At 36.8% G+C, this 17,509-nt stretch carries 22 protein-coding genes and 2 pseudogenes; 19 read left to right on the top strand and 5 right to left on the bottom strand.

Going from position 1 to position 17,509, the window contains the following annotated elements; translation table 11 throughout:
• Positions 1-16 precede the first annotated feature (16 nt).
• From HX13_RS26420 to msrA, 4 genes are all read left to right on the top strand, one after another.
• Positions 17-475, top strand: coding sequence for a PepSY domain-containing protein (locus HX13_RS26420; RefSeq protein ID WP_410493142.1), 459 nt, complete (start codon positions 17-19; stop codon positions 473-475).
• Positions 472-1,230 carry a PepSY-associated TM helix domain-containing protein gene (locus HX13_RS26415; protein ID WP_410493141.1) on the top strand — a complete coding sequence of 253 codons (759 nt, stop codon included), beginning with the start codon at positions 472-474 and terminating at the stop codon, positions 1,228-1,230. Before HX13_RS26420 ends, HX13_RS26415 begins: the two co-directional genes overlap by 4 nt.
• A gap of 78 nt (positions 1,231-1,308) precedes the next feature.
• The gene (locus HX13_RS15470; RefSeq protein ID WP_050021824.1) at positions 1,309-2,277 is read left to right on the top strand and encodes an ROK family protein; all 969 of its coding nucleotides are present in this window, start codon (positions 1,309-1,311) and stop codon (positions 2,275-2,277) included.
• Positions 2,278-2,584: 307 nt separating this feature from the next.
• Entirely contained in the window at positions 2,585-3,139 is a 555-nt protein-coding gene (gene msrA / locus HX13_RS15465; protein WP_050021823.1) for a peptide-methionine (S)-S-oxide reductase MsrA, read from the top strand.
• 72 nt (positions 3,140-3,211) lie between these two features.
• Here the strand turns inward: msrA and HX13_RS15460 are convergent, their stop codons facing one another.
• Both HX13_RS15460 and HX13_RS15455 read right to left on the bottom strand, forming a co-directional pair.
• Positions 3,212-3,511, bottom strand: a complete 300-nt coding sequence (locus HX13_RS15460; RefSeq protein ID WP_050021822.1) for a hypothetical protein — start codon at positions 3,509-3,511, stop codon at positions 3,212-3,214.
• Positions 3,495-4,073 (bottom strand): hypothetical protein, encoded by a 579-nt coding sequence (locus HX13_RS15455; protein ID WP_050021821.1) that lies wholly within the window; start codon positions 4,071-4,073, stop codon positions 3,495-3,497. The genes HX13_RS15460 and HX13_RS15455 overlap by 17 nt, the downstream gene beginning before the upstream one ends.
• 398 nt (positions 4,074-4,471) lie before the next feature.
• Here HX13_RS15455 and HX13_RS22825 point away from each other — a divergent pair, with 398 nt between their 5' ends.
• The 14 genes from HX13_RS22825 to HX13_RS15400 all read left to right on the top strand — a co-directional run bounded on the left by HX13_RS22825 (position 4,472) and on the right by HX13_RS15400 (position 14,768).
• A complete protein-coding gene (locus HX13_RS22825; RefSeq protein WP_156173238.1) occupies positions 4,472-4,612 on the top strand; it encodes a hypothetical protein in 141 nt (46 codons plus the stop codon).
• A gap of 100 nt (positions 4,613-4,712) precedes the next feature.
• A complete protein-coding gene (locus tag HX13_RS15450) occupies positions 4,713-5,591 on the top strand; it encodes a hypothetical protein (protein ID WP_128572441.1) in 879 nt (292 codons plus the stop codon).
• A gap of 303 nt (positions 5,592-5,894) precedes the next feature.
• The gene (locus HX13_RS15445) at positions 5,895-6,395 is read left to right on the top strand and encodes a sensor histidine kinase (protein ID WP_050021819.1); all 501 of its coding nucleotides are present in this window, start codon (positions 5,895-5,897) and stop codon (positions 6,393-6,395) included.
• Between the two features lie 14 nt (positions 6,396-6,409).
• Positions 6,410-7,075, top strand: coding sequence for a response regulator (locus HX13_RS15440; RefSeq protein WP_050021818.1), 666 nt, complete (start codon positions 6,410-6,412; stop codon positions 7,073-7,075).
• A gap of 47 nt (positions 7,076-7,122) precedes the next feature.
• A complete protein-coding gene (locus HX13_RS15435; protein ID WP_050021817.1) occupies positions 7,123-7,635 on the top strand; it encodes a hypothetical protein in 513 nt (170 codons plus the stop codon).
• Positions 7,636-7,647: 12 nt separating this feature from the next.
• Positions 7,648-8,736, top strand: coding sequence for a hypothetical protein (locus HX13_RS15430; RefSeq protein WP_050021816.1), 1,089 nt, complete (start codon positions 7,648-7,650; stop codon positions 8,734-8,736).
• Positions 8,737-8,758: 22 nt separating this feature from the next.
• Positions 8,759-8,980: a hypothetical protein gene (locus tag HX13_RS15425; protein WP_050021815.1), complete on the top strand. Its 222-nt coding sequence runs from the start codon at positions 8,759-8,761 to the stop codon at positions 8,978-8,980.
• A gap of 409 nt (positions 8,981-9,389) precedes the next feature.
• Complete coding sequence (locus HX13_RS22600; RefSeq protein ID WP_156173240.1) at positions 9,390-9,551, top strand: hypothetical protein; 162 nt, start codon at positions 9,390-9,392, stop codon at positions 9,549-9,551.
• Positions 9,551-10,198 carry a hypothetical protein gene (locus HX13_RS15420; protein ID WP_050021814.1) on the top strand — a complete coding sequence of 216 codons (648 nt, stop codon included), beginning with the start codon at positions 9,551-9,553 and terminating at the stop codon, positions 10,196-10,198. Before HX13_RS22600 ends, HX13_RS15420 begins: the two co-directional genes overlap by 1 nt.
• Positions 10,107-11,618 (top strand): AAA family ATPase, encoded by a 1,512-nt coding sequence (locus tag HX13_RS15415; RefSeq protein WP_050021813.1) that lies wholly within the window; start codon positions 10,107-10,109, stop codon positions 11,616-11,618. The genes HX13_RS15420 and HX13_RS15415 overlap by 92 nt, the downstream gene beginning before the upstream one ends.
• 140 nt (positions 11,619-11,758) lie before the next feature.
• The gene (locus tag HX13_RS15410) at positions 11,759-12,208 is read left to right on the top strand and encodes a hypothetical protein (protein ID WP_050021812.1); all 450 of its coding nucleotides are present in this window, start codon (positions 11,759-11,761) and stop codon (positions 12,206-12,208) included.
• Positions 12,209-12,227: 19 nt separating this feature from the next.
• Positions 12,228-13,931, top strand: coding sequence for a hypothetical protein (locus tag HX13_RS15405; RefSeq protein ID WP_128572440.1), 1,704 nt, complete (start codon positions 12,228-12,230; stop codon positions 13,929-13,931).
• An 11-nt stretch (positions 13,932-13,942) separates the two neighbouring features.
• Positions 13,943-14,104 carry a hypothetical protein gene (locus HX13_RS22595; protein ID WP_157837456.1) on the top strand — a complete coding sequence of 54 codons (162 nt, stop codon included), beginning with the start codon at positions 13,943-13,945 and terminating at the stop codon, positions 14,102-14,104.
• 358 nt (positions 14,105-14,462) lie between these two features.
• On the top strand, positions 14,463-14,768 hold the full coding sequence (locus HX13_RS15400) for a hypothetical protein (protein ID WP_050021810.1): 306 nt from the start codon (positions 14,463-14,465) through the stop codon (positions 14,766-14,768).
• A 100-nt stretch (positions 14,769-14,868) separates the two neighbouring features.
• Here the strand turns inward: HX13_RS15400 and HX13_RS15395 are convergent, their stop codons facing one another.
• The 3 genes and pseudogenes from HX13_RS15395 to HX13_RS15385 all read right to left on the bottom strand — a co-directional run bounded on the left by HX13_RS15395 (position 14,869) and on the right by HX13_RS15385 (position 16,764).
• On the bottom strand, positions 14,869-15,318 hold the full coding sequence (locus HX13_RS15395; RefSeq protein ID WP_050021809.1) for a GNAT family N-acetyltransferase: 450 nt from the start codon (positions 15,316-15,318) through the stop codon (positions 14,869-14,871).
• A pseudogene (yihA, locus tag HX13_RS15390) lies at positions 15,311-15,935 on the bottom strand (ribosome biogenesis GTP-binding protein YihA/YsxC). The gene HX13_RS15395 and the pseudogene yihA overlap by 8 nt, the downstream one beginning before the upstream one ends.
• A 66-nt stretch (positions 15,936-16,001) precedes the next feature.
• Positions 16,002-16,764: pseudogene (locus tag HX13_RS15385) on the bottom strand (alpha/beta fold hydrolase).
• A gap of 272 nt (positions 16,765-17,036) precedes the next feature.
• On the opposite strand from HX13_RS15385, the gene mraZ reads away from it, so the two are divergent.
• The gene (mraZ, locus tag HX13_RS15380) at positions 17,037-17,495 is read left to right on the top strand and encodes a division/cell wall cluster transcriptional repressor MraZ (RefSeq protein WP_050021807.1); all 459 of its coding nucleotides are present in this window, start codon (positions 17,037-17,039) and stop codon (positions 17,493-17,495) included.
• Positions 17,496-17,509 lie beyond the last annotated feature (14 nt).

Genomic DNA, 17,509 nt, shown 5'->3' with positions numbered 1-17,509 from the left:
ACTACTTTACTGCGATATGAAGAAAAAACATCATCATAAAAAGAAACCGGGATTTTTTAAGAAATGGTCCGCTAAACTCCATTTATGGTTCGGGCTGGGAATTGGTTTTTTAATTTTTATCATTTCCATTACCGGAGCCCTTTATGTTTTTAAGGATGAAGTGGAAAATTTCACCCGGAAAGAAGTGATGTATCATCACGAGCAGAATATTGATCAAAAACAGGTTCTTCCCATCCGCATGATGGAAAAAGCTGTTGCAGAACAGGTAAAAGAAAAATATCCTGTCCATTGGGTCAATATCCCTATCGACAAAAAAATGTCGTACTCATTCTTTTGGTACGAGCACAATACGAAAGGCTGGAACTATTTTGATGAATTTCCCATCTATAAACAAGCCTATGTAAATCCTTACACCGGAAAAGTATTAAGGGTTTATGACGAAAAAAAATGGTTTTTTCAATATTGTAAAAAATGATTCACTGGAGCTTCCTTCTAAAACAGGATTGGGGAACGTATGTTGTGGGAATACCGGTCATTATTTTTATTATCATGCTGATAAGCGGTATTATATTATGGTGGCCTAAAAATAAAGCAGCAAGAAAACAGCGATTCTCTTTTAAATGGAAAAATATCAAGGGCTGGAAAAGAAAAAATTACGATCTCCATAACGTACTGGGTTTTTACGCATCCATATTTGCTTTAATTTTTTCTATTACAGGGTTATTTTATGCTTTCTTTGTTGTACAGGCAATGATCTATCTCATCTTTTCCGGCGGGAAAACACAATACCCGGACTTCTCCCACATCAAAACCAAAGCACCTGTGGAACTGAGAACAGAAGGAACTCTTGATAAAATCATCAATACTGTAAAGCTGAAATATCCGGATTCTTATGGTTTTGCCATAGATCTGGGTCATGAGCATATGGATGATCATGAGCATCCCAATTTTGAAGTATTTGTAAAGCATTTATCATATTCTTATCATAAAAGCAGCAGCCTGATTTTTGATGAAAACTCAGGTGAATTGCTTCATGTACACGATCCCAAAGACAAGAATTTCGGGGAAAAAGTTGTCAATGCCAATTATGACATTCATGTAGGAGCCATACTAGGGCTTCCCACTAAAATTATAGCCTTTATAGTAAGCCTGATCTGTGCTTCACTTCCGGTAACAGGTTTCATGATCTGGTGGGGAAGAAAAAAGAAAAAGCCAATAAAAACGGCTTAAAATGTAAATAATGCTCAGTTCATAATCTATTAATACAATCTTTTTTATAATTTTAGCCCACAGAATTTAAGAATAAAAATGTCATTAATAGATTTATCAAAACAAGTTGCCCTGGGAATTGACATCGGCGGAACCAATACCAAGTTCGGAATTGTCAACCATCGCGGAGAAGTTTTGGACAAAGGAAACCTGAGAACCGATGCCTATGACAAAGTCGAGGATTTTATAGATGCTTTACACGAGCATGTTTATCCTTTAATGGAAAAACATGGTAAAGAAAAAAACTTCGATGGAATCGGAGTGGGTGCCCCCAATGCCAACTATTATAAAGGAACCATTGAACTTGCCCCTAACCTGCCCTGGAAAGGAGTAATTCCTTTTGCTGAGCTCATGAAGGCTAAATTCAATTTGCCCTGTACGGTTACCAATGATGCCAATGCTGCTGCTTTAGGGGAGATGCTTTTTGGTGCTGCAAGGGGAATGAAAGATTTCATCATGATTACCCTGGGAACCGGTGTAGGAAGCGGAATCATTGCTAACGGCAGCTTAATCTATGGACATGACGGTTTTGCAGGAGAGCTGGGCCATACCATCGTAAAACCTGGCGGAAGAAAACACTGGAGTACGGGTTCAGAAGGAAGTCTTGAAGCCTATGCGTCTGCTACGGGGATTACCATTACAGCTAAAAAAATGAGAGCTGAATTCCCGGAATCTATGCTGAATCAGTATCCTGAAGATGAGATCAATTCTAAAACGGTTTATGAATGTGCTATGAAAGAAGACCCTATCGCCATTGAAGTTTTCCGATATACAGGACAAAAGCTGGGAGAAGCATTAGCCAATTTTGTCATGTTTTCATCACCTGAAGCCATTCTTTTATTCGGCGGGGTAATTAAAGCAGGAGACTTTATTTTAAAACCTGCTAAACTTCATATGGAAAGAAACCTTCTTCCAATCTTCAGAAACAAAGTAAAATTAGTATTCAGTGAACTTAACGAGGCTGACGCTGCTATTTTAGGAGCAAGTGCCCTGGTTTGGGAAAAGTAACCGAGATCTGAAGCTGAGAGATGGAAGTCATGGAGTACTAAGGATAGCCATTCATCTGTTTTTTTTACAATAAATTAATGGCGTTGTTGACTGAACTTCCAGCCTTTTACTTTAACCGAACTTAGATTAAATAATATGAAGCATCCTCCTTCAGGGTGCTTTTTTAGTAACTAGTGAATACGTTGCAATTTGAGTTTAAGAACCTGAAACCTTACTCAAATGAAAAACTTTTTCTTACTTTTGATTAGCCTTTTCCGGGTCATTCCCTTACTATGGAAAGGATGTAAAACAGGATAATACCAAAAAAATGAATAACAATAATTTAGAAAAAATCGTTTTCGGTGGTGGATGCTTTTGGTGTGTGGAAAGCTGCTTCAATATGTTGAAAGGCGTACAATCTGCTATTTCAGGATATTCAGGCGGGCATAAGGATAATCCGACCTATCAGGAAGTATGTACCGGCGAAACTGGACATGCTGAAGTAGTGGAAATTACTTATGATCCTTCCATCATCTCTTATGAACAATTAATGGATGTTTTCTTTTTCCTGCACGATCCTACTCAACTGAACAGACAAGGTAATGATATAGGAACCCAATACCGTTCTGTTATTTACTATAAAGATGATGTTGAAAAGGCAAAGGCTGAGAAGGCAATTAAAGTGTCTCAGGAATCAGGAAGATGGACAGGAACCTATGTTACAGAGTTAGCACCATTCGAGAAATTCTGGCCGGCGGAACAATATCATCAGGGGTACTATAATGAAAATCCTACACAACCGTATTGCAGCGCAGTTGTAGGTCCTAAAATTCAGAAATTTAAGAAGCATTTCGGAGAGTTGGGAATGCTAAACCAGGAATAATACAGAGCGGAGAGACATCTTCGCTTTTTTTATGAGTAGGCAAGTCTTTGGCTGAAAAATCAAATTTATAAATTACTCCTCAACAACTAACGAATCATATGGCTTCCCCGCGTATTTGAAAATAATGACAGGGGATGTCTTTCTTAATTCTCTCCCGTTATCCGGATCTACCCCGTCATCTGTAAAAAATTCAACTTCATTATTATATTTTGAATACCAGGTTTTCCCTAATGCATTGAGCTCGGTCAGAGTATCTTTTCTCATAATTTTTCTAAAGTGCAGAAGCTTATGGGCATCCATAGCTACAATATCAATTCCGGGACGGATATAGCTGCTGTCTGTTCCGATATATCTTTCACCATTCCAGTACATATATTTTTTTCTCCGTCATTGGTGCCATAGTGGACATAAATCCTAAATGAGATGAATAGTTGCCACTTATTTTCTTATTTCCAGAAAAAACAACATTTCCTGTGACAAGGCATAAAATAAAGGCCATTTCAATAATTCCCAACCCATTCTGCTTTATAAATTCAGGAACTTTGAAATGCTGTTCGTTAGTAATATTAATAATAATGTTTGATATTTTTTCCGATAACGACTCTTCATGTTCATCCACTTTTATTTTAACAGTGGTTCTATTGGTATCTTCCTCTTCTTTGACAAACGTTCTCGAAAACTCAAGAAAGTTTTCGTACCCTATATATTGACTGAGCTTATTAAAAATTTCCTGATCTTTTATATCAGGCTCTCTATCATCACGGATACAAGCATTATAATATCTTACAAAGGTTCTTTGGTTTATCATAAAGTTCCAGGTTTTCTCAAAATAATCAGAAAGCTCATCTGCCCAACCGCTTTTTGTATTTCTGTTGGGAAAGTCTTCCTGTGCTTTTTTGAACACCTCATGAATTAGTAGTTTTTTCTTGGACATATATAATTTTTTGAGCCATTACAAAATAGATAATTCCCAATCAGATCACATTACGGATTCCCATAAAGCCTTCAGTGTCCATTCCGTGTCCTTAAATGTCCAAAACGTGACTAACACATGCGTCACCTTTTGTCGCATCTTTGCTTCAGAAATCAGTGATAAACAAAACATTACAAAAACAAATTTACAAAACTGATTTCAAAATCACCTGATAAGCGGAGGAAAAACTCCGGGTTGGGAAGCAGATGTTTCTCCTCCGTTTTGATGGTTCACTTCCCAAAAATTTAGAAGCGCTTCAAATTTTTTTAATCGTGTAGCTCTACCTGTGATCGGTTTCACTGGCAACTACAGAAATGCCTCAATTTTAAATTTTTAAGGAAATGATCCAGTTTATATTAATGCTATTAGGTTTAGCATTCCCCAATAATAACGCGAATACAACATCTGATAACAACCAAACTCCAGTAACAGTAAGTGCATCTGTAGAATTAGGAGAGGATACAGGAGGAGAAACAATACCATTGCCTCCAAAAAAATAGTAAATAAGTGAGAGAGGTTAGCTTCTCTCACTTATTCTTTTTTTATTAGATACCATAAAATTATAGAAGTAATTTTATATTTTTATGAAAACTAATTATTTTGAAGCTTAACATTTTTGTATTTCTAGCACTAAGCTTAATAATCTGTTCCTGTACAAAGTATTTGGAAAAAGAGACAAATCAGGAAATATTCAATTCTGATTACAATAAAGCCTATACATTCGATTCTTTAAGTAATGGAGATAGTGCTTATGTTTATTATGGTAGAGCTCTTGAGATTTTTAAGCAGAATAAAGACCAATTTGGTCAGGCAAAATGTCTTCTAGGAATGGCTAAAATACTAACCTCTCATGGTGATTATTTTAAAAGTCAGGATTTTTCATTGAAGGCAAAAACCTTATTCAATACAAAAGATTCTGCACAATTCCATCATATTACAGATAATTTCAACAATTTAGGTATGGTAAGTAATAGTTTGAAGCATTACTCTGAATCCCGTAACTATTATAATTCTGCTCTAAAATTCGCTGGAAACTCCTATAACAAAATAGCAATACAAGTAAATATCGCAACCTCTTATAAGGAAGAAAAAAATTATATCCAAGCGATAAGGATCTATGATAGCATTCTTCCAAAAGCAAAACAATTACATGAGATGATCTATGCAAGGATCCTATCAAATTTTTCATATATAAAATGGCTATCTGATAAAACATATGATCCCATCCCTACTCAACTGCAGGCTCTCACAATACAAAAAGAGATCAACGACCATATGGGAAAGAATGCAAGCTATTCCCATTTAGCAGATTATTATGAAAATAGGGATTCTGAAAAAGCTTTACAGTATGCGGAAATGATGTACAATGTTGCAAAAGAAGCAAAAAGTACCGATGATGAATTGGAAGCTTTGCATAAAATTACTGCTTTTGATTCTAAAAAATTTTCAAAAAAAATTTCGATCAATACACCTCTCTAAGAGACAGTATACAAACATCCAGAGACATTGATAATAATAAATTCGCTACTATCGTCTATGGCGTTGAAGAAAGCAAGACTGAAAATCAGAAATTAAAAACACAAAAAGCTGAAAGAGAAAATCAGCTATTATGGCTTTCTTCCCTTTTGGGTCTACTTATCGCTACTATAATTGTAATTATCACTTTATATAAAAAAAAGACAAACAAGGCTCAAGCAAGAAAATGAATTAAAAATAAACGAAAATAAACTCAGGCTCTCTAAAAAAGTTCACGACGTCGTAGCCAACGGGATCTACCAGGTAATGACCAAGATTGAGAACCAGGATAATTTTGATAAGAACAAAGCTCTTGATGAACTTGAGTTTGTTTATGAGAAATCCAGAGATATTTCCTATGAACAGCCGGATGTTAAAGATATTGCAGCATTTGATGAAAAAATATCCAATCTCATTGGGTCATTTAAAAATGACAATGTAAAAACCTTTTTGGCCGGAAATGGAAAGAATATCTGGGTAGGTATAAATGATTCAAAAAAAGATGAGGTATATCAGGTGATCCGTGAGTTGCTGGTAAATATGAAAAAGCATAGCCATGCCAGCCGCGTTGCCTTTAAGTTTGATAAAGTGAACAATATTATACAGATTCAGTATACTGATAATGGCATTGGTATCCCAGGAGAACTTTCTTATAAAAACGGATTAAGAAATACGGTTTCCCGTATTGAAACCATTAATGGAGAAATTACTTTTGACAATACAACAGAAAAAGGACTGAAGATATATATTTCATTTCCCGCTTCTTAAATAAAGAAAAAAGAATGTTCAAAAAAATTTTAATAGCCGAAGACCACGAAAGCAGCAGTATCTCTGTGCAAAAAACATTGGAAGATCTCCATATTTCCAATGCAGACTATGTATATTATTGTGATGATGCAGTAGCGAAAATTCAAAAATCAATCCGGGAAAATAATGTTTATGACCTGCTGATTACTGATCTCTCTTTTGAAGAAGATCATCGTGAGCAAAACATCAAAGATGGCAAAGAATTGATCAGAGCAGCCAAAATGCTCCTCCCCTCCTTGAAAGTAATTGTCTTTTCAGCAACCCACAAATCCGGGGTTATAGATTCTCTTTTTACAGAATATGGAATCAATGGATTTGTTCGTAAAGCCCGCAACGACTCCAAAGAGCTAAAAAAGGCAATCGCATCAGTGTATGTCAATGAAAACTATCTCTCACTTGATCTTAAGCAAGACATTAAAAAGCTGAATAGTTATGAGTTTTCTACTTACGACATTACCCTTGTCTCTCTTCTTTCTCAGGGAGTTTTGCAGAAAAACATTCCTGTTTACCTTCAAAATAATGACATCAGGCCCAACAGCTTAAGCAGTGTAGAAAAAAAACTTAACAGTTTGAAAGAGGACTTGGAAGTTACCAGTAACGAGCAGCTTGTTGCTTTTTGTAAAGATTTAGGAATTATTTAAGCATTTTTATATACTTTTGTTAGTAAAGAAATAAAACTAACCATGAAATGGCCAAAATAATTTTCCAAAATGAGGATCTCAACCTCAATTTTGAAAAAAAACAAGAAAATACAGCAAATACTTCCGGCTTTCTGAGTGAACGTGATTATTTAAAAAAACGTTCTGAAGGGTATATAAACCTGATCAAAAACATGGATACCGATATGCTATCGCAAACCGGAGGCAAAGAAGAATTCATGAAAAAACTTCAGGAAGAATTTGGAACTACAGATCCTGCACAGCTCCCCATCGGGATATTGGCAAAATGTTTTTTAGAACATCCCCATGATGTTCACACATTGGATCTGAGCAGTAGCGTAATTCTTAAGCATTATGTCATAGGAGAGGCTCTTCCTCCGGATTTTGAAAAGGCAAGAAATACCGCCCTTCACAATGCCTATGCTTTTGTAGAGGTATATAAAGATAAATTCATTGTCATCCATTGGGACGGCACCGCGACCTTTCTTGCTAAAGCTATAGACTCGATTGTTAACTTTTTCTCCGGAGGAGACGCTAAATAAAAAAAACACAAAATGTCACAGGAAGATTATTTTCTCAACAACAAACTTAGAGGGATAGACAATGATCTGGATCATGTCAACAAAAACTTAAAAAACCTCAATTCCCAACTAGGCAGTATCAATTCTGAAATAGGTAGTATCCATAGCAAGCAGGATATTCTGGACGACAGAGTGGACAGCCTTTCCGATGAGCTGCAGGATTATATAGAAACCGATACCCTGAATAATGAAATTCAGCTTGCCGAAGCCAGACAGGGAAACCTGAAACAGGAACTTCATAACAGATATGGATATTATGAAGAAATCCGAAGAACGGTTTTAGGAATTTTACAGGCTGTAGACAGCGGATTGGTGACCCATGAAATATTGCAGAACACAGTGGGTTCTTTAATGATCAAAACTCCGGATTATTGGCTTGCTCCTGCCTTGGTAACCCTTACGGCATGGCTTCGTGATGACCGTGAAGAAGCAGAAAAAGCATTAAAAGAAGCCATAAGAAGGGATGACTATAAAACCACTCTTTTCTTTATGCTTATTACCAGAAGAATAGGAAGAAACAATGCTTGCCATCAATGGATGGAAAGATACTTGCTGCATCAGGACCCCTATAATCTGGACCGGGAATTTATTACTGTTCTGGAAGCGGTTTCAACCGGAGCATTTCCTCCTGCTTCCCGGCAGCTGATGATATCCACTCTAGAACAATGGATAGAGCAATTAAAGCAAAACGGCCAATATCTCAATGACCAGAAAACACAATGGTTTAATTTCTTTGAGAATGACCGTTTCTTTAGTGAAGAAGATTATCCCCTGCTTAAAGATTATTGCACCAATTGGGCAGACTTTATTGCCCAAATGAAAAAAGCAGGATTACATCAGGCTTTGGAAACACATTTTAAAGCTATTTTCAATAGTACGATAGACCATACTAAAACCTCACAAAATCAGCTTGACGATCTCCTTTCATTATTGGTGACCAATTTTGATGGCGAAGAACTTGAACTCAAAGAGCAGGTAAGGCTCAATCAACTGATTATAGATAAAAAAAGGCAACAAAGCTTTAGCCACCTCATCCCATACCTCCGAAAGAAAAATCTTTGATAAAACAACCAATTTCCTTCAGATGCTTACCAATGCAGCATTTAACCCGGAAATGTCTGGCGTTTCAAACGCTACCCAGACATTAGCTGTAGCCATAAGCCGACCATGGATTATTGAAACATATGATTCCTATAATGCTGAATACCGTATGAAAGGTATCCCAGCAGCTGAATTAGAGATCAATAGCTACCAGACATCCATAACAGACGGATCTGATGAGACAGAACAGCTAAAAAAAACATGAAGAATATTGGAATGAGGATCTGAAAAAGAAAATAAGCAAAGCCAATTATTCATGTTTTGGAATGGGAGCCGGCATTGCGATTTTGGCTTTTAGTATGATTCTTCTAAATGACAAAGCCTATTATGCCTTTGCTTTTGTTGCTTCCATAGGCTCTTTTATCATTTATTCAATTATTTCAGAAACCACTAGAGAAAGAGCAGCTATAAGAAAAAAAAAATGATGCCGAAAAGACATCTTCACAAACCATTCTGCGGGGCTGTATTGCCGAATTGGTGGATTTCAGAACAGCATATACTAAAGAAGATGAAAAAGCGGAAAAGATAAGAAACATGCTACAATCTGTTTCTGCAGCAGATTTTTCTGCCAATTCCAGAGATACCAGACCCTTATTATAAACATCAAAACAAAAATGAGCGATTTCAATATCAATTCTGAAGAAAATAAAAACATCAGTAAGGGCGAAACAAAACCCAATACTCAGGAGAAAAAGAAAAAAGAAGAAGTAAAATTTCCGGAATGGGATGTCCTTCCTCCCGGACAGATCATTAATCCAAGAATAAAAAATCAATAATGAAACCTCCTGTTACCTATGCCGATTGGGCAGACTTATTTGAACGTTTTGGAAAAGGAGAAGAGGTTGCTGAGGCAATGAATTCCGGCAGGTTTGAACTTGATGCCGGAACAGCACAACGATTTTATGCAAGAGCAGAAGAAGGTTATAGAGCCCGGAAAAAGCTTTGGCTGGATAATTTTCAAAGGAACTTTACCCTTGAAAATATAAGAACGATTGAAGAGCTGGAATTTGTCCTTCAGAATAATAAAAAGACCTTAGCTGCCTTATCTGGATTTGCTTATTCCAAAGGCCTTCCGAAAGAATTGAGAGAAAACTTCACCAATGATTTCAAAGCATTTGTAAGTGAGTTTAAAAAAACACTGAAAGACAACACAGGGAAAGATAACAAAGACAGGGAGAAAATGTTAATGGTCATTAATTCCTTTAATATGAATGAAGTTCCACAGGATCCGATTATAGATGAATATAAGGATTCTACACCTTCAACCGGAAGAAAAATTATTTTTTTAATTATGGCAAACAAAGAAGAATTTAAAAACTTCTCTATCGAGGATGTTTCGTGCGAGAATTCCTTTTATCTCCATACGAAGTATAGAAAGAGCAAGAGTTTTAGAAATCATACAACAATTATCAGAGGAAATTAATATTCCTATCTACATTCATAGTCTGTCCCATGGAACGATGGAAATCAAAACGAAAAAAACCGTCAATGATGACCGTTCTGTAGCAGGAGGGATTGACTTTGCAGTCCAGAATATCTCCCAAAGGCAAAACCTTACCTTCATTTTCACTGAAGTAAGTGATATTGAAGATGATAATATTGTCTCCAGACATATCTACGATTGTGTTGTTCAGGCCATTGAAAAGGGAGGTAGCATCTGTATCATTTCTACGAAAAGCGTATGGTCACAGCTTCAACGTTTAGGGATGACCCTTACCCTGGATCCTCCTAACGAGGAAGAAATGCTTTCTATTGTTAAAGATTGTGTGATGCCTTACAAAGGTTCTATTCCTATCGATTGGGAAGATGCCGATTTCAAAATGGCCGCAACTATTTTAGCCAACATGACCAAAATAGAGGCAGAAAATGTATTGGCTACGCAAATGGCTAAAGGTTCCCTTACCAAAGACGATATCAAAAGCCTGAGCATGGAGAAAGATAAACTCTTCAGTGATATTTCCGGTCTTGAAAAAGTAAAAGTAGATCCTTCAATGATTTCTGTAGGGGGATTAAGTGGTCTGCATCAATGGCTGGATAATCAAAAACAGTTGTTAACCGCTGATTTAAAAACCAGAAAACTTCGTCCGCCAAGAGGTGTTTTATTAGTCGGAGTTCCCGGTTGTGGAAAATCCTTATCTGCAAAATTCATTGCAGCAACCTGGAATCTCCCCCTATATAGGCTTGATTTTGCCTCCATACAAGGAATGTATGTAGGACAGTCTGAAAACAGATTAAAAGAGGCTCTTGAATCTGCTGATAACGCTGCCCCATGTATCTTATGGATTGATGAAATTGAGAAAGGCCTTGCAGCTAATGCCAGCGACTCTTCCGGAGTGACTACCAGGATGATCGGACAGTTTTTATTCTGGCTCCAGGAAAGTACGGAGAAAGTTTTTGTGGTAGCCACCGCCAATGACGTTTCCAAACTTCCTCCGGAACTTCTCCGTAAAGGCAGGTTTGATGAGCTTTTCTTTGTAGACCTTCCACAAGATCAGGAAAGAGCAGATATTATCAATCTTTATATCAAAAAGAATCTTCTTCCCCCACCTTCGCTTCAGACTTTTGAAAAACTGGTAGCCTTATCGTCCGGCTTTGCGGGCTCTGATCTGGAAGGTGCTGTACGTGACGTAGCCATACAGGCTGTGATTAATGGTGACTCTTTCATTACAGATGAACTCTACGAGAAGTGCTTCCAAAATATCGTTCCGCTGAGCAAAACCAGCCCGGAAAGAATTGAAGCCATAAGAAATTGGGGTAAAGAAAGAGCCCTTCCGGCTTCAGGACTTTCGTGGAACTCCTCTCCCAATGATAAAGTTTCTCCTAAGCGTACCATTATTATTTAATCAGCACTTATGATTTCTATAGCAACCTTTCAAAAATTTGAAAGGTTTTTTCGTTTTACGGATTCCCATAATTTTTATTTTAGTCCTCCCCCTACTTTTGTGAATATAACAACCTCCAATTGTTGTTTTAAAATAATACTATGGGAAAAATAATCTTCCAGAATGCGATACCGAATATAGGTTTTGAAAGTCCAAAGCCCTCTTCCAGGATACTCAGCGACAGAGATATTCTGAAAAAGCGCTCGGAAAATTATATGAGTCTAATCAAAGGTATTGATTCAGATCTGCTTTCTGAAACAGGAGGTAAAGAAGAACTGATGGCAAAAATCCGGAGTGAATTCGGAACGGCAGAACTCAACAGCCTTCCTTTGGGAATTTTAGCCAGATGTTTTCTGGGGCATCCCTATGAAGTCCACACCTTAGACCTGAGCGGAGAACAGATCATTAAACATTATAAAACAGGAGAATCTCTTCCGGAGCATTTTGAAAAAGCAAGAATATTAGCTAAACATAACGCCTACGCCTTTGTGGAAATTTATGCGGACAAGCTTATCCTTATCCGTGAAGACGGCGTTGCAGCCAAACTATAACGATGAAAACTCAATTAAAATGTCACAAAAAGTAATTTCATACGCAGATCTTTCGATCATCAACAGTGCTTTAAAAGCTATCAAAGCAGATCTAAGGGAGGTAAATCTGGAATTAGGAAGCCTCAATAACAAGCATGATCATCTCAAAGATGATTTGCTTACATTGGCGAATTCTTTCGCTGATTTTGTTGAAGCCGATCTCAAAAACAAAGCCCTACAACTCGCTGAAACCCGGCAAGGTAACCTCAAGCAGGACCTTCAGATTAAATTCGGATATTATGCCGAAATCAGGAGAATGGCAACAGGTATTCTTCATGGAGTAGACGTTGGAATTGTAAGTGATGATACGTTGAAACATGCTACAGAAGAAATCATGATAAAGGCTCCCCATTACTGGCTTGCTCCCGCCCTGATTGTGTTAACATCATGGATAAGAGATGACCAATCTACTACCAACAAGGCTCTTCATGAAAGTTTAAAAAGAGACGACTATAAAACTACGCTTTTCATGATGCTTATTATGAGAAGGCTGGAAAGAAACGAGGCCTGCCTGCAATGGATGAAAAGATATTTTCTTCATCAGGACCCTCATCATCTTGACAGGGAGTTTATTGTTATTCTGGAAGCAATCACTACCGGGGTTTTCCAACCTGCTTCTCATCAGCTTATGATTACTCATATAAAGAACTGGATAGAACAGCTTACTCAAACGGATAACTATATCGATAAACAAAAGATACAATGGATTAGTTTTTTCAAAACCCAAAGTTCTCCTTCTTCTAAAAATTATATCCTCCTTGAAGAATTCGCTGGCAATTGGACAGAATTACAACTATCATTATCGAAGGCAAGATCCCATACTCCGCTTGATCTGCATTTTAAAAACATTTTTGAGAATACGGCAGATTATTCCGAAGCAACAAAAGTGCAACTCGATGAAATTCTTTCCCTGCTGGTTACCAATTTTGATGATGAAGAACTTCCTCTTCAAAACGAAGTAAGATTAAATCAACTGATCATCCAAACCGATGGAGATAAAATGGCAGCACAAGCTTTAATGAACAATGAAAAACACATTTTTGATGAGAAAGTAGACTTTCTCCAACTCTTAACCAACGCCGCATTTGATCCCGAACAATCGGGAGCTACTAAAGTGACACAAGCTCTCGCAGTTTCCATAAGCCAGCCCTGGATCGTAGAAGCCCATGATACTTTCACCGCAGAATACCGGAATAATATAGAAGAAAAAGTAGAATTAATTATTGACGGTTTTAAAACTTCAACTACAGACGGAACAGATGAGGAAATGCAACTTAAAAGGCATCAAAAGTATTGGGCAGACTTTCTGGAAAATGAGCTTAAAAAGCTCAGCGTTCCCTATGCCGTGACGGGTATTGGTATTTTCATTTCTATGATAAGTTTAGCCATTTTTAAATTAGGAATGCTGGGTATTATTGGAGCCGTGACTGGACTCTTAATAGCAGGAAATTCGATCTATACTTATAGAAAAAACAAGAGAAAGGCCATAGAAAATATTACAGAAAGAGAAAGAAAATCAAAAGAAGTCTTACGAGGATGCATTGCAGAGGTAGTTGACTACAGAAAAGAGTATTCCATGGAAGACAGAAAAGCTGAAGTCTTGCGTCATACTTTACTATCTATAGCCCCAGAAGATTTTTCAAGCAACTCAAGAGACACCCGTAATATTTTACAACCTTCTTAAGCATAATTGATATGAAAAATACTATTGAAAATCAAAAGCCAGCGGAATCATCACCTTCCGATATCTCTGTACTCGCAAAGAAAAACAGCAAATTCCCTGAATGGGATATTCTTCCTCCTCATCCAATTGTTAATCCTAGAATAAAACTCAGATCAGGAGCTGTTGGTTGTTGATATCACAAACAAATCTTTCAGAGTTCTGAAAGATTTGTTCAATTTACGGGTTCCCGTAAGGAATCATTTTTTGAGCATTATATCTTTGAAATGTTAACCAACTAAATTATTTTATTATGGCTAAAAAACCATTAGGTACAAAAGCAAAGACAGGAGAAAAATGCCCTGAATCTGGAGTATGGAAAGTTGTTGGGAGCCCATCTACTACAGCTCCTATTTCTGAAGGTAACACAATGCCACCTTACAGTGGGAACTCAGTTGTGTGGGAACTAATTCAGTACGCCTAAACTTAATCCAACGATCTATTGAATAGATCGTTGGATCATAACTAAAATCAATAATTTAAAAAATAAATATCATGAAAAAACTACTTTTTACAAGTCTTTTAGGACTGGGACTATTAATGCCGGCAACCTTTTCAGCGACAACCAACACCAACGCTTCTGCCAGAGAATTTGCTTCAAAAAAACCTAAGAAAACAAAAAGTAAAAAAAGCAGAAAAAAGCAAATCAACAAGCTCGAGATATTCAAGATCTTATTCACAAAGCAGCGGTGGGTGTACTTACAACGGACATCAGCTCTATGTAGGACAAAGAGGCGGATGCTATTATTACTCGGGAAGCAGCAAACAGTATGTAGACAGATCATATTGCTCAGGATGTAATTAATATAAAACCAATAACCTGTAAGGTAGCTCTGCCAAAAAACTAAAAACACTCATCATAAAATCAAAAAAGCGAAGATGTTCTTCGCTTTTTATATTTCTACCTTCTGATCATTTCCGTATGCGGAATATCGTCTTCCAGATATTTTTTCCCGGTATCTTCAAATCCGAATCCGCTATAAAACCTTAAAAGATAGTCCTGTGCTGAAATTCTGATTTCCGGAGTGTGAAAACGGTTTTCTATGGTTTCTACTGCATATTGTATTAACTGCTTACCCAGATTTTTGCCTCTGGCTTGTTCAGTAGTTAAAACCCTGCCGATAGAAGTTTCTTCATATTTTATTCCTTTATCAAAAATACGGCAATAGGCAAGCACTTCTCCATTTTCTTCCGCCCAAAGATGAACAGCCTTTTGATCATAATTGTCCAGATCAGGGTAAGGACAATTCTGTTCTATAATAAAAACATCTACACGGGCTTTCAATACAGCATATAGCTCAGGAACAGTAAACTCATCAAATGTTTTAATTTTCCATATGATATTACTCATCGAAACTCACATTATTATTCTTTAAAAAAATCATTGGTCTTTTCTATAAAATTCAGGATTTCATCCCCTCCTTCTTTTTTTTCTGCAGAAGTCACGTAGAGCTCCGGAAGATCTTCCCAGGTTTTATGAAGCTCTGCTTTATAATCTTCAACATTTTTGATCACTGCATTCGGCTTCAACTTGTCTGATTTCGTAAAAACAATCGAAAATGGTACCCCGCTTTCTCCACACCATTGTATAAATTCCAAATCGATTTTCTGTGGATTGTGCCTTACATCTACCAATACGAAAAGATTCACCAGGTTTCTTCTGTTCAGAATATAATTGGTAATCAGTTTTTCAAAATCTTTACGCTGAACTTTTGAAACTTTAGCATATCCGTATCCCGGTAAATCGGTAAGATACCAGCTTTCGTTCACCATAAAATGATTGATCAGCTGGGTTTTACCGGGAGTCTGTGAAGTTTTGGCCAGGTCCTTATGATTCATCATAGCATTAATCAATGATGACTTTCCTACATTAGACCTTCCGATAAAAGCATATTCAGGAATATTGGGCTCAGGACATTCCTGCCATTTTCCACTACTCTTTACAAACTCTGCTTTTTTAATAACCATTTTGAATCTATTTTAGAAAAATAAACCATTAAGAAAAGCTCTTAATGGTCATTTATATTATGTATTTTAAACTTTATCTTTTATCCAGTTGAATAATATCTCGTTGAACTCATCCGGTTTTTCCATCATGGCAGCATGACCGCAATGATCAATCCAGAATAGATCGGAATTAGGAATAAACTTGTGCATATCCTCTGCTACTTCAGGTGGGGTTACATTATCCTGTTTCCCCCAGATCAGACAGGTTGGAGTTAAAATTTTAGGAAGATCGTTCAGCATATTGTGCTTAATGGCACTTCTTGCCAGCATTACCGTTTTTATTCCTTTCATTCTGTCGTTCACCACTCCAAAAACTTCATCCACAAGATCTTCAGTAGCAACACTTGGATCATAAAAAACCTCTTCGGTTTTTTTCCTGATATAAGATCGGTCGTTTTTTTCTTGGGAAACTATCCCCGAAAGTTCTTTCATATAACCCGGAACTTCCGGTCAAAACAAGATTTTTTACCAAATCCGGTCTTGCCAAAGTAAGAATAAGCCCTATATGACCTCCCATTGAGTTTCCTACAATTGTTACAGGTTCTGAAATGTGGCTTTCTATAAACTTGATAATATATTTTGCTAATGTGGTGAGGTTCGTATTGAGTACCGGCAAATCATAGATTGGCAATTGAGGGACATATACTTTATATCCCCTGTTCGAAAAAAAATCTACCATTTTATCGAAATTGCTCAAACCACCCATTAACCCGTGCAACAGCACTAATGGATGTCCTTCTCCCGCCTCTACATAGGAATATTTCTTTTCTTTTTTCGTACTAAATATCATAAGATGCCTTAATAAAGCCCTGCAAAAATACAAATTAAACCTCAAAAATATTTTGATTATCCTAATTTAAGATAAAAATAATACAATATTCTCCTTTTTAACTTTTTTTTTCAAAACATCGTTATTATGGCTTAAATAGCACTTTTTACAACATTCTACATATCAATTATTTACGAGTTTAAATTTCAATCTTTAATAAAACTTATTAACATTAAGTCAAAAAGTGGGAAAAAGTGGGAAATTTTGGAAATTATTATATAAATTTGTCCCAAATGAAAAGTTTCATTGGAACATATGAGTGTAAAATTGACGACAAAGGCCGGTTAAAAGTTCCTTCATCTTTAATCAAACAGATGGAAAACTTCGACGATAAGGCGTTTGTAGTCAAAAGATCTGTGTTCCAACCTTGTCTGGAAGTTTACCCGATGAATGCCTGGGATAAACTGATGGGCAAAATTAATAAACTGAACAGGTTCATTAAAAAGAATGCTGATTTCATTCGAATGTTTACGGCAGGAGTAAAAACAGTAGAGCTGGATAATGCAGGAAGACTGCAAATTTCAAAAGACCTGATGCTTTTCGCAAATCTACAGAAAGAGATTGTGGTAACCAGTGCGGGAGAACTCTTTGAAATATGGGATAAAGAAGCCTATGAAAAGGTCATTTCCACCAATGAAGCAGATTTTGCCAGCCTTGCCGAAGATGTAATGGGCTCTTTCGATGAAGAATAACTGTATGGTTATTA

It is taken from the genome of Chryseobacterium sp. P1-3, assembly GCF_000738495.1.
Lineage (GTDB): Bacteria > Bacteroidota > Bacteroidia > Flavobacteriales > Weeksellaceae > Chryseobacterium > Chryseobacterium gallinarum.
The sequence above is the reverse complement of the archived record's forward strand: the minus strand, read 5'-3'. Positions and strand labels throughout refer to the sequence as shown.

What these genes read in the sequence shown, in the direction of transcription:
- HX13_RS26415 (WP_410493141.1), top strand. Translation starts at nt 472, where the DNA reads ATGATTCACTGGAGCTTCCTTCTAAAACAGGATTGGGGAACGTATGTT.
- HX13_RS15440 (WP_050021818.1), top strand. Translation starts at nt 6,410, where the DNA reads ATGTTCAAAAAAATTTTAATAGCCGAAGACCACGAAAGCAGCAGTATC.
- HX13_RS15445 (WP_050021819.1), top strand. Translation starts at nt 5,895, where the DNA reads ATGACCAAGATTGAGAACCAGGATAATTTTGATAAGAACAAAGCTCTT.
- HX13_RS22595 (WP_157837456.1), top strand. Translation starts at nt 13,943, where the DNA reads ATGAAAAATACTATTGAAAATCAAAAGCCAGCGGAATCATCACCTTCC.
- HX13_RS15455 (WP_050021821.1), bottom strand. Translation starts at nt 4,073, where the DNA reads ATGTCCAAGAAAAAACTACTAATTCATGAGGTGTTCAAAAAAGCACAG.
- HX13_RS15460 (WP_050021822.1), bottom strand. Translation starts at nt 3,511, where the DNA reads ATGTACTGGAATGGTGAAAGATATATCGGAACAGACAGCAGCTATATC.
- msrA (WP_050021823.1), top strand. Translation starts at nt 2,585, where the DNA reads ATGAATAACAATAATTTAGAAAAAATCGTTTTCGGTGGTGGATGCTTT.
- HX13_RS15430 (WP_050021816.1), top strand. Translation starts at nt 7,648, where the DNA reads ATGTCACAGGAAGATTATTTTCTCAACAACAAACTTAGAGGGATAGAC.
- HX13_RS15415 (WP_050021813.1), top strand. Translation starts at nt 10,107, where the DNA reads ATGTTTCGTGCGAGAATTCCTTTTATCTCCATACGAAGTATAGAAAGA.
- HX13_RS22825 (WP_156173238.1), top strand. Translation starts at nt 4,472, where the DNA reads ATGCTATTAGGTTTAGCATTCCCCAATAATAACGCGAATACAACATCT.
- HX13_RS15400 (WP_050021810.1), top strand. Translation starts at nt 14,463, where the DNA reads ATGAAAAAACTACTTTTTACAAGTCTTTTAGGACTGGGACTATTAATG.
- HX13_RS15395 (WP_050021809.1), bottom strand. Translation starts at nt 15,318, where the DNA reads ATGAGTAATATCATATGGAAAATTAAAACATTTGATGAGTTTACTGTT.
- mraZ (WP_050021807.1), top strand. Translation starts at nt 17,037, where the DNA reads ATGAAAAGTTTCATTGGAACATATGAGTGTAAAATTGACGACAAAGGC.
- HX13_RS15470 (WP_050021824.1), top strand. Translation starts at nt 1,309, where the DNA reads ATGTCATTAATAGATTTATCAAAACAAGTTGCCCTGGGAATTGACATC.
- HX13_RS15435 (WP_050021817.1), top strand. Translation starts at nt 7,123, where the DNA reads ATGGCCAAAATAATTTTCCAAAATGAGGATCTCAACCTCAATTTTGAA.
- HX13_RS15420 (WP_050021814.1), top strand. Translation starts at nt 9,551, where the DNA reads ATGAAACCTCCTGTTACCTATGCCGATTGGGCAGACTTATTTGAACGT.
- HX13_RS15410 (WP_050021812.1), top strand. Translation starts at nt 11,759, where the DNA reads ATGGGAAAAATAATCTTCCAGAATGCGATACCGAATATAGGTTTTGAA.
- HX13_RS15405 (WP_128572440.1), top strand. Translation starts at nt 12,228, where the DNA reads ATGTCACAAAAAGTAATTTCATACGCAGATCTTTCGATCATCAACAGT.
- HX13_RS15425 (WP_050021815.1), top strand. Translation starts at nt 8,759, where the DNA reads ATGCTTACCAATGCAGCATTTAACCCGGAAATGTCTGGCGTTTCAAAC.
- HX13_RS26420 (WP_410493142.1), top strand. Translation starts at nt 17, where the DNA reads ATGAAGAAAAAACATCATCATAAAAAGAAACCGGGATTTTTTAAGAAA.
- HX13_RS22600 (WP_156173240.1), top strand. Translation starts at nt 9,390, where the DNA reads ATGAGCGATTTCAATATCAATTCTGAAGAAAATAAAAACATCAGTAAG.